Source organism: Brachybacterium netajii (SeqCode) (genome assembly GCF_054114245.1).
This window is the reverse complement of the sequence record NZ_JBSYXB010000002.1, coordinates 709,308-724,538: the sequence shown is the minus strand read 5'-3', so window position 1 is coordinate 724,538 and position 15,231 is coordinate 709,308. Positions and strand designations below refer to the sequence as shown.

10 protein-coding genes and 1 tRNA gene are annotated in these 15,231 nt (G+C 73.2%); 8 read left to right on the top strand and 3 right to left on the bottom strand.

Annotated features, from left to right (window positions below):
* Window positions 1–32 precede the first annotated feature (32 nt).
* Both ACXET9_RS06960 and ACXET9_RS06955 read right to left on the bottom strand, forming a co-directional pair.
* Window positions 33–1,100 carry a sensor histidine kinase gene (locus ACXET9_RS06960; RefSeq protein ID WP_457885881.1) on the bottom strand — a complete coding sequence of 356 codons (1,068 nt, stop codon included), beginning with the start codon at window positions 1,098–1,100 and terminating at the stop codon, window positions 33–35.
* Window positions 1,101–1,141: 41 nt separating this feature from the next.
* Window positions 1,142–1,951 (bottom strand): response regulator transcription factor, encoded by an 810-nt coding sequence (locus tag ACXET9_RS06955; protein ID WP_457885763.1) that lies wholly within the window; start codon window positions 1,949–1,951, stop codon window positions 1,142–1,144.
* Window positions 1,952–2,267: 316 nt separating this feature from the next.
* Between ACXET9_RS06955 and ACXET9_RS06950 the strand changes: the two genes are divergently transcribed.
* The 6 genes from ACXET9_RS06950 to pabB all read left to right on the top strand — a co-directional run bounded on the left by ACXET9_RS06950 (window position 2,268) and on the right by pabB (window position 9,720).
* Window positions 2,268–3,104 (top strand): M23 family metallopeptidase, encoded by an 837-nt coding sequence (locus ACXET9_RS06950; RefSeq protein WP_457885762.1) that lies wholly within the window; start codon window positions 2,268–2,270, stop codon window positions 3,102–3,104.
* Window positions 3,101–4,153, top strand: a complete 1,053-nt coding sequence (gene tsaD, locus ACXET9_RS06945) for a tRNA (adenosine(37)-N6)-threonylcarbamoyltransferase complex transferase subunit TsaD (protein WP_457885761.1) — start codon at window positions 3,101–3,103, stop codon at window positions 4,151–4,153. The genes ACXET9_RS06950 and tsaD overlap by 4 nt, the downstream gene beginning before the upstream one ends.
* Window positions 4,154–4,235: 82 nt before the next feature.
* Window positions 4,236–4,308, top strand: a tRNA-Arg gene (locus ACXET9_RS06940).
* Between the two features lie 230 nt (window positions 4,309–4,538).
* A complete protein-coding gene (locus ACXET9_RS06935; protein ID WP_457885760.1) occupies window positions 4,539–5,588 on the top strand; it encodes an alcohol dehydrogenase catalytic domain-containing protein in 1,050 nt (349 codons plus the stop codon).
* Between the two features lie 38 nt (window positions 5,589–5,626).
* Window positions 5,627–7,774: a hypothetical protein gene (locus ACXET9_RS06930; protein ID WP_457885759.1), complete on the top strand. Its 2,148-nt coding sequence runs from the start codon at window positions 5,627–5,629 to the stop codon at window positions 7,772–7,774.
* Window positions 7,771–9,720: an aminodeoxychorismate synthase component I gene (gene pabB, locus ACXET9_RS06925; RefSeq protein WP_457885758.1), complete on the top strand. Its 1,950-nt coding sequence runs from the start codon at window positions 7,771–7,773 to the stop codon at window positions 9,718–9,720. Before ACXET9_RS06930 ends, pabB begins: the two co-directional genes overlap by 4 nt.
* 37 nt (window positions 9,721–9,757) lie before the next feature.
* Here the strand turns inward: pabB and ACXET9_RS06920 are convergent, their stop codons facing one another.
* The gene (locus ACXET9_RS06920) at window positions 9,758–12,028 is read right to left on the bottom strand and encodes a bifunctional alpha,alpha-trehalose-phosphate synthase (UDP-forming)/trehalose-phosphatase (protein ID WP_457885757.1); all 2,271 of its coding nucleotides are present in this window, start codon (window positions 12,026–12,028) and stop codon (window positions 9,758–9,760) included.
* 290 nt (window positions 12,029–12,318) lie between these two features.
* Between ACXET9_RS06920 and lysA the strand changes: the two genes are divergently transcribed.
* Both lysA and ACXET9_RS06910 read left to right on the top strand, forming a co-directional pair.
* Complete coding sequence (lysA, locus tag ACXET9_RS06915; RefSeq protein WP_457885756.1) at window positions 12,319–13,731, top strand: diaminopimelate decarboxylase; 1,413 nt, start codon at window positions 12,319–12,321, stop codon at window positions 13,729–13,731.
* 123 nt (window positions 13,732–13,854) lie between these two features.
* On the top strand, window positions 13,855–15,228 hold the full coding sequence (locus tag ACXET9_RS06910) for a homoserine dehydrogenase (protein WP_457885755.1): 1,374 nt from the start codon (window positions 13,855–13,857) through the stop codon (window positions 15,226–15,228).
* The last annotated feature ends 3 nt before the right edge of the window (window positions 15,229–15,231 follow it).

Genomic DNA, 15,231 nt, shown 5'->3' with positions numbered 1-15,231 from the left:
TCACGGCGGACGGGACCATGTCGGGTTCCCCGTCAGTCCCGGCGCGCCGGGAGCGTCACGCGGATCAGCGACGAGCGGCCCTCGCGGGCGAGCTCGCGGCGCGGGTCGTCGAGCACCTCGATCGTCCCGCCGTGCAGGCCGACGGCCCAGCGGGCGATCGCGAGTCCGAGCCCGGTCCCACCGGAGCTGTCGGCGAGCCCGCCGCGCTGGAAGCGCTCGAAGACGCGCGAACGGTCCTCACGAGCGATGCCGGGGCCCTCGTCATGGACGTCGATGCGGACCCCGCCCTGCTCGTCGGTCGAGGCCAGGACGTGGATGCGGCCACCGCGGGGGGAGTGCCGGGCGGCGTTGTCCAGGAGGTTGTGGATCACCTGGTGGAGGCGGGCGGCGTCGGCGGTCGTGCGCAGGTCCGGCGGGTCCACCGCGACGCTCCAGCGCACATCCCGGTCGCCGGCGGCGAGCGCGGCGGCGTCGACGACCTCGTGGAGGAAGGGGGTGAGCTCGATCGTCTCCAGGTCCAGGTAGATCACCCCGGCGTCCAGGCGCGACAGGTCCAGCAGGTGGTCGACGAGCAGCGAGAGGCGCTCGGTCTCGGCGAGGGCGACCGACAGCGCCGCGGGGTCGGGGCGCGTGACGCCGTCGACGAGGTTTTCGAGCTGGGCGCGGAGCCCGGCGACGGGGGTGCGCAGCTCATGGGAGACGTTGGCGACGAGATCGCGGCGCATCCGGTCGGTCTGCTCGAGCTCGGAGGCCATGGTGGAGAACGCCTCGGAGAGCTGGCCGACCTCGTCGCGGCTGGAGGAGTGGATGCGCTGGGTGTAGTCGCCGCGCGCCATGGCCTGCGCGGCGGCGGTCATCTCGCGCAGCGGGGAGGTCATGCCGCGGGCGAGGATCTGGGTGAAGACGAGCGCGATCAGCACCACCAGCGGGATGGCGAGCAGCGGCTGGAGCCCGGCGCTGTTCCCGACCCACGCCAGGAGCGCGGCGACGGTGACCACCGAGGCCACGAGCACCCCGAGCTTCACCTTGAACGAGCGCACGCGGTCCAGGGGTCGCACGTCGAGCGTCTCCTCGGCGCGGCGGCGGGCGGAGGCGCCCATGCGCGCGAGGCCGTGGTGGTCGCCCGCGCCGCCGGGCGGGTTCACAGCGCCGGGGAGCCGGCGGGGCCGGCGGCTCCGCCGTCGGCGTCGCGGGGGCCGTCGGAGTCCGAGGCCGACGGGTCCGCCGGCACCTCGAGGGCGTAGCCGACGCCGTGCACGGTGCGCACGAGGTCCGCGCCGAGCTTGCGGCGCAGCGCCTTGACATGGGAGTCGACGGTGCGGGTCCCGGTCGCGTCGACCCAGTCCCAGACGTCGGCAAGGAGCTGCTCGCGGGTCAGCACGGTCCCGGGCGCCGAGGCCAGGCAGAGCAGCAGGTCGAACTCGGTGGGGGTCAGGTGCGCGGGCGTCCCGGCGCGCATGACGCGGCGCCCGGCGCGGTCGATGACGAGGTCGCCGATCTCGAGGGCCACCTGCGGGTCGGCGGGGCCGGGCTGCGGGGCGGTCGGAGCGCGGCGGACGCGCCGCAGCAGCGCCTTGAGCCGCGCGACGAGCTCGCGCATCGAGAAGGGCTTGGTCATGTAGTCGTCGGCGCCGACCCCGAGGCCGACGAGCATGTCGGTCTCGTCGTCCCGCGCGGTGAGCATGAGGACGGGGACCGGCGTGGCGGCCTGGATCCGGCGGCAGACCTCGAGGCCGTCGAAGCCGGGGAGCATGACGTCCAGGACGACGACGTCCGGGGCGGTGTCGGCGACGGTGCGCACCCCGGAGGGGCCGTCGAAGGCCGTGTGGACCTCCCATCCCTCGGCGGCGAGCCGATCGGCGATCGCGCGCGTGATGGTGGGCTCGTCCTCGATGACGACCACGCGCACGGGCGCGGAGCTGCTGCTGGCGGGGGTGTCCGGGTTCGACATGGCGCCACTGTAGACCGCGGACCCGCGGCGATCCTGCGTCTCGTCGGGGCGTGCCCGCGACGATCCTCCTCCCCGTCGGGCCGTGCGCGGGGTGCGCCTCACATCGGCACCCCTCGGACAGGGGGCGTCCGTCAAGAGCCCACCAGCCTTTAGGGCATGAGGGCAAAAACTTGGCAATGGACCCGCCCGGTCCCTCGGAGGTCGGCCTCTTCGCCCGTATGTTGATCGAGGTTCTTCGGTGACGCGTCCTTCCCATCCGGCGTCACATACGGCCGGACTCATCGAACGACGCACACCGGAAGCAGGTTGATCACACGTGGCGAACCATCGCGCCGACGGACGCGCCTCCAGGCGCAAGCCGGGGCTCACGGGGGGCAACCATCGAGGAGCTCCGCTTCCCGCGCAGGTCGTCAAGGTCGGCGTCGTGGGTGCTCTCGCGACCGCCACGATCGCCGCACCGCTCGCCGCCGCCGCGGCGGGCGTCGACACCGATGTGCAGGCCGGTGCCGCTCCGGTGAACCTGGCCTCCTCGGCCCAGGCGCAGACGGTGCTCGCCTCCACCACGGCCGCCGTCGCCGCGCCCGTCGCGCTCCCGGTCGCGAGCTCGACCGCCGTCGAGACTCGCGCCGACGACGACTCCAGCCGCTCCGAGGACCGCGAGTCCGTCGAGAGCCAGGAGGTCGCGACCACGACCGAGGGCATCGAGATCGAGGCCCCGGACCCCAAGGTCTACGACGAGAACGGCGCCGTCCTCGAGGAGTCCGACGAGGGCTACATCTACCCGGTCAACGCGCGGATCAGCTCGGGCTACGGATGGCGCACCCATCCGGTGCTGGGCTACGCCAAGCTCCACGACGGCGTCGACTTCGCCGCCTCCTGCGGCGAGGAGGTCCACGCCTCGGCGGCCGGGACCGTCGTCGCGGTCGAGTACAACAGCTCCTCCGGCAACCGCGTGAAGATCGACCACGGCGACGGCGTCATCACCGGCTACTACCACCTGTCGGGCTTCAACACCTCGGTCGGCGCGACGGTCGAGCAGGGCGACGTGATCGGCTACGTCGGCTCCACGGGCCGCTCCACCGGCTGCCACCTCCACTTCGCGAAGATGGATGCGAGCGGCGAGTACTCCAACCCCATGACGCTGCTCCAGTGACCGGAGCCCCCATCGTCCTGGGCGTCGAATCCTCCTGCGACGAGACCGGATTCGGGATCGTCACCGAGGGGCGCCTGCTCGGCCAGGGCCTCGCCTCGAGCGCCGCGCAGCACGCCGAGTTCGGCGGGGTCGTGCCCGAGATCGCCGCACGCGCCCACCTGGACGCGGCGGTGCCGACCCTCCGACTCGCCCTCGCCGACGCCGGCGTGGAGCTGGGCGACATCACGCATGTCGCCGCCACCTCCGGCCCCGGCCTGGCGACCGCCGTGCACGTGGGCCTCGCCGCCGCGAAGTCCATCGCCTGGTCGCTCGACGTGCCGCTGTACGGCGTGCACCATCTCGCCGGCCATGCGGCCGCGGACACCCTCGAGCACGGCCCGCTGCCGGAGCGCAGCATCATCCTCATCGTCTCCGGCGGGCACACGTCGATCCTCGCGGTCGGCGACCTCGTCCGGGACCCGATCGAGCATCTCGGCGACACCCTCGACGATGCCGCGGGCGAGGCCTTCGACAAGGTCTCGCGACTGCTCGGGCTCGGCTATCCCGGAGGGCCCGCGATCTCCCGCGCCGCCGTCGATGGCGACCCCTCGGCATTCCGCTTCCCGCGCGCGATGCTCCGTCCCGGCGATGCGCCCTACACCTTCTCCTTCTCCGGTCTCAAGACGGCCGTCGCCCGCACGGTCGAGACCATCGAGCGCGCCGGCGAGGTCGTGCCTGTCGCCGACGTCGCCGCCTCCTTCGAGCAGGCCGTCGTCGATGTGCTGGTCACCAAGGCCGTGCGCGCCGTGCAGGACCGCGGTCTCGACACCCTCGTGATCGTCGGCGGCGTCGCCGCCAACGCGCGCCTGCGTGCCGCCGCCCAGGCGCGCTGCGACGAGCTCGGGATCGCGCTGCGGATCCCGCCGATCAGCCTGTGCACCGACAACGGTGCCATGATCGCCGCCGTCGGCGACCTCCTCGTGCGCTCCGGCGCCGAGCCCAGCGGGCTCGGGATCGCGGCGGACCCCTCGGCGGTCCTCCACGGCGCGCAGCTCCCGCTGCTGCGGTGAGGTCGGTCTCACTGGGGGCATGCCCGGGCGCTTCGGGGCGCCGAGCACCCCTCGGCGGTTGCTAGACTGCTCGAGCTGGCCCGCCCGCGTAGCTCAGTGGATAGAGCGTCTGCCTCCGGAGCAGAAGGTCGTAGGTTCGAATCCTGTCGCGGGCACGGAACGTTCCAAGCAGAGGACCCCGGCACGCTGATGCGTGCCGGGGTCCTCTGCTATGCGGGGAGGCAGGAGATCCGGGCCTGTGACAGGTACTGCCGGTCCCTGGTTCATCCCGCCCTCCCTCTCCCGCCCGGGCAGGCGTTCGATGGATCTCGACGATCCGGTCGAGCGCCCGTGAGGGCGATGCCGGGTCGAGACCCGACCTGCTCCCGAGGAGACCACAGCCCTGATGAAGGCAACGTTCATGTACGGCGCCGGCGACGTCCGCGTCGAGACCGTCCCGGATCCGATCCTCCTGGCCCCGACCGATGCGATCGTGCGCACGGTCCGGTCCTGCATCTGCGGATCCGACCTGCACCCCTACCATTCCCTGCCCGCTTCCGAGCAGGGCACCTCGATGGGCCATGAGCTCATCGGCGTCGTCGAGGAGATCGGCGCCGAGGTCCGCACCGTGAAGCCCGGCGACTTCGTCATCGTGCCCTTCGCGTTCAGCGACAACACCTGCGCGATCTGCCGCGAGGGCTTCCAGACCGCCTGCCCCCACGGCGGCTGGTACGGCACCGAGCGGGCGCCGGGGCTGCAGGCCGAGTACGGCCGCGTCCCGCTCGCCGACGGCAGCCTCGTGAAGGTCCCGGACGTCGACCCGTCGGCCGCCGACGAGAGCCTGCTGGCCTCGCTGCTGACCCTGTCGGACGTGTACCTCACCGGCCACCACGGGGCGAGGATGGGCGAGGTCCGGCCCGGGCGGACGGTCACGGTGATCGGCGACGGGGCCGTCGGCCTCGGGGGAGTCCTCGCCTCCCGGCAGCTCGGCGCCGAGCGGATCATCCTGATGGGCCGCCACACCGCCCGCACCGACCTCGGTCGTGCGTTCGGCGCGACCGACGTCGTCGCCGCGCGCGGCCAGGAGGGCATCGACGAGGTCCTCGAGCTCACCGGCGGCGAGGGGTCGCACGTGGTCATCGAAGCCGTCGGCCACATGCCCGCGTACGAGCAGGCCGTCGGGATCGTCCGCGCCGGCGGGATCATCTCCCGCGTCGGCGTCCCGCAGTACGAGGACGCCCCCATCGGGTTCGGCTCCCTGTTCGGGAAGAACGCGCGCCTCGCCGGCGGGCCCGCTCCCGTGCGGGCCTACCTCGAGGCTGCGATCCCGCAGGTCCTCGACGGCACGATCGACCCCGGGCGCGTCTTCGACCGCACGGTGACGATCGACGAGGTTCCCGCCGGGTATGCCGCGATGGATGCGCGCACCGCCCTGAAGGTCATGGTCCGTCCCTGACCTGCTCCCTGCGCGGACGGTCGTGGGAGAATCCGGCCGTGACCCCGATCAGCGACCTGCAGGCCGTCCGCGCATGGTGGAGGACCCTCGGCACCGACCGCACCACCACCCCCACCCCCTCCTCTCCGTCCTCCTCTCCGGCGGACGTGTTCATCGTCCTCCCGCCGCCGACCCGCTCCCGCTACACCCAGGGCGACGGCCATGACGATGCCGCGGAGCTGTTCGCCGACCGCGGCCTCGACGCCGGGACCTCCTACGCCTTCTGGTCCTGGCAGCGGCATGAGGTGTTCGACGCCGACGGGATGCTCACCGGTCCCCTGATGCTCCACTGGGGCGGCGACCATGCCGCCGTGCGCGCGGGCCTCGGCACGGGCCCCGAGGGATTCGAGATCCTCGACGGCGGTCCGACCGGCGCCTTCGCGCTCGATCGGATCGCCGTGCGGGACGCCGACGGGCTGCCGGATCCGGACGACGCCGCCGGTGTGCGCCGCTTCCTCGAGGAGCTCGAGGAGCCCCTCGACCGGCGCCGCTGGCACTTCGCCTACCGTCCCCTGTCGGCGGCCGAGGAGGGCTGGCTGCGCGCGCGGGTCGCCGACGGCCTCGCCGCGGTCGCCGCGGATCCGGCGCGCATCGACGACCGTGCCCTCCTCGGGCCGCTCGGGATCCTGTCCCTCCGGGACGCGGTCGCGCTCGATGACGCCCGTGCCCTGCTCGGGCCCTGGCGTGCGGTGCACGGCGAGGACCTCGCGGGCTGGGAGGGCTGGGCGGCGGTGCTGCGCGCCCTCGCCCGTGCCGAGGATCCGGAGGCGGCAGTGCTCGCCCGAGCAATCGGGTTCCATGCCGCGAGCGTCCTCGTGACCGTCGATCGCACGAGCGTCCTGCCCGTCCTGCGCGAGCTCGTCGCCGACGGTGCCGATGCCGGGGACTGGCTCGAGGCCGTCGTCCGTGTCGAGGGCATGAGCGGGCTCGACGCGCTGCGACGCCTCGGCGGGGAGATCCTCGCCGAGGGATCCGAGCTCCCCGACGTTCCGCGGACCTGGGAGAGCCTCGCGCGCACCCTGCTGCGCCTCGAGGTCTCCGACACCGTGCTGCCGGATGCGCCCGAGGCCGTCCGCGCCGAGCTGTCCTGGGCGCTCGACGACTCGCTGCCCCGTCCGTTCCGTGCGCAGGCGGCGCAGCGCGTCCGTCGGAGGCGCAGCGCTCTCGAGTCCCTCGCGGCATCGGAGCCGAGGACCGGTGGGGACAGCGGGTCCGACGGGACCGCCGCCGACCTCCGCCGCTTCGACGCGATCGTCGACGAGCTCCTCGCCGGCGCCGGACCCGACCTGACCGACTACTACGGGACCCTCGTCGACCTCTGGCACGAGTACCGCGTCCTCAGCCCGGCCGACACCGCCTGGCTGCATGCGCAGGTCGCCGATCCCGCCACGGCGATCCAGGGACTCGCCTTCTGCCTCGAGCTCCTCGTCTCCCACGGAGAGGGCACCACGGCCGACGTCGACGCGCTGCGGCGCCGCTGGCGCAAGGAGCTTGCCAAGACCTACGACACCACCTATGTCCCCTGGCGGCATCCGCTGGTCTCCCTCACCTGCCTCGCCCGGGAGCTCGAGGACCCCCTCGCGGACGCCCTCGGCACCTGGTGGGCGAAGCAGCCGCCGAAGTGGAAGACGCCGGCGCGGCTGCTGACGCTCCTCGCGCGCCCCGACGAGGAGGGGCAGCGGGCCCTCGAGGAGGTCGTCGCCGCCTCCGACGACGACTCCGGCCAGCTGGTCACCCTGATCCTGCTCACCGCCCGCCGGGAGGGTGCGCGGCCGATCGAGGTCGTCGACCGGATGCGGGCCGACGGACGGCTCCGGGAGTTCGAGGCGACGGCGCTCGCCGTCGCCGTCGCCGATCCCGCCCAGCCGCTGTGGCGCCTGCACCGGTTCGCCGACGACCGGGGAGGATGGGACCGCCTCGTGCTGATCGTCGACGATGCCGCACTCTCGCCGGAGCTGCGACGCTCCGCGCTCGAGCAGGCGCAGAGGCATCCCGTGCTGCGACGCTCCGATGACCTGGAGGGCATGACCGCAGCCGATCTCGACGCCGCCAGCGCCTGGTTCGACGACCGCGCCGCCGCCGCAGGCCTTCGGAGGGACGACGACCTCGCGCAGGACGACGACCTCGAGCAGGACGGAGACCTGTGACCCCGGATCACGAACCCGCGGACACCTGTCGGACCCCGATCGCCCGCTTCGACGACGCCCAGGCCGGGACGGTTCGGCAGATCGATGGGATCCGCGAGCGGATCGTCGCGCGCACCCCGGAGGAGGTCATCCCTGCGCTGCGCGCCGTCCAGGCGGCGGTCGACGGGGGAGCCTGGGCCGTCGGCATGGTGACCTACGAGGCCGCCGCCGGACTCGACCCCCATGCCGCCGTGCACGAAGATCCCGACGGGCCGCCGCTGGTCTGGTTCGGGATCAGCGACGAACCCCCGACGACGACTCAGATGACGGCGCCGACGACGGCACCAGCGTCGTCGTCGGCCCCGGCGGCACCCGCGCGGACGAGCGGGACCGACGAGTCCCGCTACCGGGTCGACCCCTGGCGCCCGGAGCAGTCGGCGGCCGAGCACGGGGCCGCCGTCGAGCGGGTCCGCGCGGCCATCGCCGAGGGGGACACCTACCAGGTCAACCTCACCACGCGGCTGCGCGGACGCATCGAGGGCGACCTCCTCGCCTGCCATGACGACCTGATCGCCCGCCAGCGGGCCGCGCACAGCGCCTATCTCGACATCGGGTCCTGGACCTTCCTCAGCGCGAGCCCCGAGCTGTTCGTCGAGCGCGAGGGAGACCTGCTCATCACGCGGCCCATGAAGGGGACCGCCGCCCGCGGCGACGGGCCCGCCCGCGACGCCCTCGCCCGAGCGGACCTGCTCGGCAGCGAGAAGGAGCGGGCGGAGAACATCATGATCGTCGACCTGCTCCGCAACGACCTCGCCCGCATCGCCCGCACCGGGAGCGTCGAGGTCCCGCGGCTGCTGGACGCCGAGCCGTACCCGACGCTGTGGCAGATGACCTCGACGGTGACCGCGCAGGCGGCGTCCGGCACCGGCCTGCCCGAGCTGTTCGGCGCGCTCTTCCCCTGCGGCTCCATCACCGGGGCTCCGAAGATCTCCACCATGCGCCTGATCCGTGAGCTCGAGTCCTCACCGCGCGGGATCTACTGCGGCGCCATCGGTCTGATCGAACCTGCCCGGGAGATCATCGCGGAGGACGGGACCGCATCGACCGCCCCCGCGCGCTCCCGCTTCAACGTCGCGATCCGCACCATCCAGATCGATCGCCGCGACGGCACCGCCGTCTACGGGGTCGGCAGCGGGATCACCTGGGCGTCCTGTGCGCAGGACGAGTGGCAGGAGCTCCTGACGAAGGCGCGCGTCCTCGAAGCGATCTCCGGGGCCGCGCCCGCCCGCGGAGCGACTGCGCCCGGCGTGACCGCGCAGGCCGAGGAGCCGTTCGGTCTGATCGAGACCCTCGCCGTCGACGACGGAGCGCCCCGGCATCTCACGGAGCATCTCGAGCGGCTCGCACGCTCGGCCGAGGCGCTGCGGATCCCCATCGACCGCATGCGCGTCCGGGACCTGCTGGTGCGCGCCGCCCGGGGCCGGGCCCCGCAGCAGGGACGCCTGGACCTCCTGCGCCTCCACCTCGCCCTCGACGGGACGCCCACCCTGCGCACGCGCAGCATCTCCGCGGCCGGCCCGGACGATCCGCCGCTGCGGCTCGCCGTGGACACCGTGCCCGTCGACCCCGAGGCGCCCGCGGTGCGGCACAAGACCACCGACCGCGCGCACCTGACCGCGGCCCTGCGCCGTGCGGAGGAGCGCGGGGACGCGGCCGACGACGTCGTCCTGCTCGGCCGCGAGGGGCGCGTCGTCGAGACGACGATCGCGAGCCTGCTGGTGCGGATCGACGGCGTCTGGTGGACGCCGCCGCTCGAGGACGGCTGCCTGCCGGGCATCGGCCGACGCCTGGCCCTCGAGCGGGGGGAGATCCGCGAGCGGCCGATCACCGTCGCCGCGCTGCGGGCCGCCGAAGAGGTCGCGCTGCTGAGCTCGGTGCGCGGGATGCGGGCGGCGACGCTCGTCTGAGCTCTCGCCGCCCGCTCCGCGGGCCCGACGGCGCCGGTCAGCCCTGGCGGCGTCGGCGGGCGAGACGGACCAGCAGCTCGCGCGCGTCGTCGGTCCCCGCGATCCGGTGCTGAGCGGCGGTGTCGCCGTCGCCGACCTTGATGCCGAGATCCCCGTCGCCCAGGCGGGCGAAGACCGTCTCGTCGGTGACGTCATCGCCGAGGTACAGCCAGGCGTCGGAGGCTCCCGCGCGCGCGAGCGCCTCGATCGCCACGCCCTTGGAGGCATCGAGGACGGAGAACTCGACGACCTCCTTGCCGGGCGTGACGGTGACGTCCGGGAGCGACAGCGCGTACTCGAGGGCCGCCTCGGTCGCGTTCGCGGCGCCCCGACCGCGCGCATTGCGCGTGTGCAGCACAGCGGCCGCGGGCTTCGTCTCGACATCGCAGCCGGGGAACTCGCTCGCGATGCGACGCAGACGGCGCGTGATCGAGGCCAGCAGATGCTCCTTCTGCGGCGTCATCGTGAGCGAGGCGGAGTCCAGCACCTCGGCATGCATCCACGGCGGGAGCGCCCCGACCTCGGCGCCATGGCTCCCGACGAGCACCACGGAGCTGGGCATGCGGGCATGGGAGTCGAGATCGGCCAGAGCACGGCCGGAGATGAGCGCGACGGCGACGCCCGGCAGCTCCGCGAGCTCCCGCAGCGCGCCGAGCGAGGCCGCATCCGCCTCCACGGCGTGGCGATCGGCCACGATCGGCGCGAGGACTCCGTCGAAGTCGCTCGCCACGAGGATCCGCGGCACCTGCGCGAAGGCCTCCAGATCGGCGTCGAGCTCGGCGGCGGGTCGCGCGTCGTCCCCGCGCAGGCGCACCCGCACCCGCTCCTCGACGGGAGAGCCGACGGCGCTGAGCTCCTCGAGGAAGGAGTGCGCCCAGGCCTGGACGTCGTGCTCGAGGACCTGGCGGCGCAGGGAGGTCATCGCCTCCTCCTGCTCGTCCTCGGGCATGGTCAGCGCCCGCAGGATCGCGGACTTCAGCTCATCGATGTCGTGCGGGTTCACCAGGACGGCGGCGCGCAGCTCATCGGCCGCCCCGGCGAACTCGGAGAGCACCAGCACGCCGTGGCGATCGGGGCGCGAGGCGACGTACTCCTTGGCGACGAGGTTCATGCCGTCGCGCAGAGCCGTCACCAGCACCACGTCGGAGGCCATGTACAGGGCCGTCATGTCGCGCCGGTCGAAGGACCGGTGCTGGTAGGAGACGGCCGGTCGGCCGATCGGCGCATGATCGCCGTTGATGCGGCCGACGGTCAGCTCCACCTCGTCGCGCAGCTGGCGGTAGGCGTCGACCCGCTCCCGCGAGGGGGTCGCGACCTGCACCATGACGACCTCATGCGGATCGATCGAGCCGTCGTTGAGCAGCTCGCCCCAGGCCTTGAGACGATGCCGGATGCCCTTGGTGTAGTCGAGGCGGTCCACGCCCAGCACGATCTTCTTCGGCTCGCCGAGCTCCTTGCGCAGCTCGGCGGCACGGGCCCGCACCTCGTCGTCCTCGGTGAGCGCCGAGACCGCGGCCGAGTCGATGGAGATCGGGAAGGTGTGCGCGACCACCTCGCGGCTGGGGGCGGTGCCGAGGCCCGGCACGGTGATGGTCTGCCCGTCGATCTGATAGCCCAGGAGCTTGCGCACCGCGGCGACGAAGTTCTGCGCGTCGCTCTCGCGCTGGAAGCCCACCAGATCCGATCCCAGCAGGCCGCGGAGGATCTGGTTGCGCTTGGGCAGCTGCGAGAACAGCTCCACGGGCGGGAAGGGGATGTGGTTGAAGAAGCCGATCCGCACGTCGGACCGGGAGTCCCGGATCATCTGCGGGACCAGCTGCAGCTGGTAGTCGTGCACCCAGACGATCCCGGACGGGCCCGTGACCGCGGCGGCGGTGCGGGCGAACCGGCGGTTGGCCTGCACGTACGAGTCCCACCAGGTGCGATGGAACTCGGGGTCGACGATGACGTCGTGGTACAGCGGCCACAGCGTGCCGTTGGAGAAGCCCTCGTAGTACTTCTCGACGTCCTTGCGGGACAGCTCCACGGGGTACAGCTGCATGCCGTCGGCCTCGAAGGGCTCGGGCGCGTCGCCGGCATCGCCGTGCCAGCCGACCCAGGCGCCCGAGTCCACGGTGCGCATGACGGACTCCATCGCGGTGACGAGGCCTCCGGGGCTGGTCACCCACTCGGTCGCACCATCGGGGAGGGTGCGCGATCCCACCGGGAGACGGTTGGCCACGACCACCAGCTCATGTGCGGCGACGGGGTGCGGGGCGGGCTTGGTCACGAGGCATCTCCTGAGGTCGGGGACGTCGACGGGGAGTGCCCCGTCACACCGCCCACGGTACCAAGGCGGGGCCGGCGCCCCCTCCTCGGGAGGTTCGCCGCAGGCGGCGCGCACCGCGACGGCTGACCTGGGACGACATGGCCGACGGTGGCCGCGCCGCGATAGTGTGCGACGGTCCGCCCGCACCGGGGCCCGTCCGCGACCCGGACGCGCCCCGCCCCGAGCACTCCGCACCGAACACTCCGCGCCGACCGCACCCGGTCGAGTGCACGATCTCCCCAGGAGCATCCATGCGCGCCCACGAAGCCGGAGCCCTCCACGGCAACGACGCCGCCCCCACGTGGCTCCCGTACCCCACCGACGTCAACACCCTCATCCCCGGCCTGTGGTCGCAGACCGTGCGCCGCGGCCCCGACGGCGCGCTCGAGGTCGGCGGCGTGGACGTGCGCCGCATCGCCGAGGAGGTCGGCACCCCGGCCTTCGTCCTCGACGAGGACGACTTCCGCGCCCGCGCCCGCTCCTTCCGCGACGCCTTCGCCCGCGCCTTCGCCCCGCATGCCGGCGCGAGCGTCTACTACGCCGGCAAGGCGTTCCTGTGCGGAGCGGTCGCCCGCTGGGTCGAGGAGGAGGGCCTCGGCCTGGACACCTGCAGCGGCGGCGAGCTCGCCGTCGCGCTGCGCGCCGGCTTCCCCGCCGAGCGCATCGCGCTGCACGGCAACAACAAGTCCGACGCCGAGATCGTGCGCGCCCTCGAGGCCGGCGTCGGCCGCATCGTCGTCGACTCGCTCGCCGAGATCGACCAGGTCGCCGGCCTCGCCGCCCGGCTCGGTGTCGTCGCCCCGGTCATGCTGCGCGTGACCACGGGCGTGGAGGCGCACACCCACGAGTTCATCGCGACCGCGCACGAGGACCAGAAGTTCGGGCTCTCGATCACCTCCGGCGACGCCCTCGAGGCGGTGCGCCGCGTGCTCGCCCGCGAGGAGATCTCCCTGATCGGGCTGCACTCCCACATCGGCTCGCAGATCTTCGACGTCGGCGGCTTCGAGGTCGCCGCCCGCCGCGTGCTCGACCTCGTCGCGCAGGTCCGCGACGAGCTGTCCCACACGATCGACCATCTCGACCTCGGCGGCGGCTTCGGCGTCATGTACAACACTCAGCACACGCCCTCGACCCCGGAGGCGCTCGCCGACGGCATCGCCGGGATCGTCGAGAAGCAGTGCCATGAGCTCGATCTCGAGGTGCCGCATGTGGCATTCGAGCCCGGCCGCGCGATCGCGGGCCCGACGACGCAGACGCTCTACACCGTCGGCACCGTCAAGGACGTGCGACTGGGCGGGCCCCACCACCGCGTCTACGTCTCGGTCGACGGCGGCATGAGCGACAACATCCGCACCGCCCTCTACGACGCCGACTACTCGTGCCTGCTCTCCGGCCGCGTCTCGGAGGCCGCCCCCGAGATCGTGCGCGTGGTCGGCAAGCACTGCGAGAGCGGCGACATCGTCGTCAAGGACGAGTACCTGCCCGCCGACGTGCAGCGCGGCGACCTGGTCTCGGTGCCCGTCACCGGCGCCTACTGCTACTCGCTGGCCTCCAACTACAACCACGTGCCGCGACCGCCCGTCGTCGCGGTGAAGGACGGCGAGCTCCGCGTCGTCGTCCGTCGCGAGACCGAGGACGACCTCCTCGGCCTCGACGTCGGCTGACGGCCCCGCCCGTCGCCGCCGTCCCATTCATTCACATACGGACTCAGGCGGTCGCGGCGCTCGGATACAGTTCCGGGAGCCGCACCGGCCCGACGTCGCATTTCCGCGGAAGGACGACATCCCATGTCCCAGCCCCATCCCGGCAGCCCCGCTGCCCGCTCGGCCGACGGCGCCGAGGCCCCCGCTCTCCGGGTCGCCGTCCTCGGAGCCGGGACCGTCGGCTCCGAGGTGCTGCGCCTGATCGCCGAGCAGGGCGATGACCTGACGCATCGCATCGGCGCCCGCCTCGAGGTGATCGGCGTGGCCGTGCGCGACCTCGGGCGCGACCGCGGCCCGCACGTCCCCCGCGAGCTCCTCACCGAGGACGCCTCCGCGCTCGTGCGCTCCGCCGACCTGGTGGTCGAGGTGATGGGCGGCATCGAGCCCGCGCGCGGGCTCCTGCTCGAGGCGATGGAGAACGGCGCGAGCGTCGTGACCGCGAACAAGGCGCTGCTCGCGCAGGACGGCTCCTCCCTCTACGAGGCCGCCGACTCCCATGACGTCGACCTGCACTTCGAGGCCGCCGTCGCCGGCGCGATCCCGCTCGTGCGTCCCGTCCGCGAGTCCCTCGCGGGCGACCGCATCCAGCGCGTCCTCGGCATCGTCAACGGCACCACCAACTACATCCTCGATGCGATGACGCGCACGGGCGCGGACTTCGACTCCGCGCTCGCCTCCGCGCAGGAGCTCGGCTACGCCGAGGCCGATCCGACGGCCGACGTGCAGGGCCACGATGCCGCCGCGAAGGCCTCGATCCTGGCCTCGCTCGCCTTCCATACGCGCGTCCGGCTCGCCGACGTCCACTGCGAGGGCATCACCGAGGTCTCCGCGCAGGACATCGCCGCGGCGAGCCGCATGGGCCGCACCATCAAGCTGCTCTCGATCGTCGAGCGCGTCGACGACGGCGAGCAGGAGCGCGTCTCCGCGCGCGTCTACCCGGCGCTGATCCCGGACTCGCACCCGCTGGCCTCCGTCGCCGAGGCGTACAACGCCGTGTTCATCGAGGCCGACGCCGCCGGATCGCTCATGTTCTACGGCCAGGGCGCCGGCGGGGCCCCCACCGCCTCGGCGGTCCTCGGGGACCTGGTCTCCGCGGCCCGCCATCGCGTCGCCGGGGGAGTGGGCCCGCGCGAGTCCAGCTACGCCGAGCTCGACATGATCCCCGTCGACGACCTGCGCAGCGCCTTCTACGTCTCGCTCACGGTCCAGGACCGCCCGGGCGTGCTCGCCGAGATCGCCGGGACCCTCTCGGGCCACGGCATCTCCATCTCGACCATCCACCAGGAGCTCCTCGAGGACTCCGAAGAGGATCCCGCCGCCGACGGCCATCCGCTGGCCCATATCGGCATCACCACCCACAAGGCCGTCGAATCCGCGATGACCGCATCCCTGGACGTCTTCTCCTCGACGTCCACGGTGCTCGGCATCGACTCGGTCCTGCGCATCGAAGGAGAATGACCC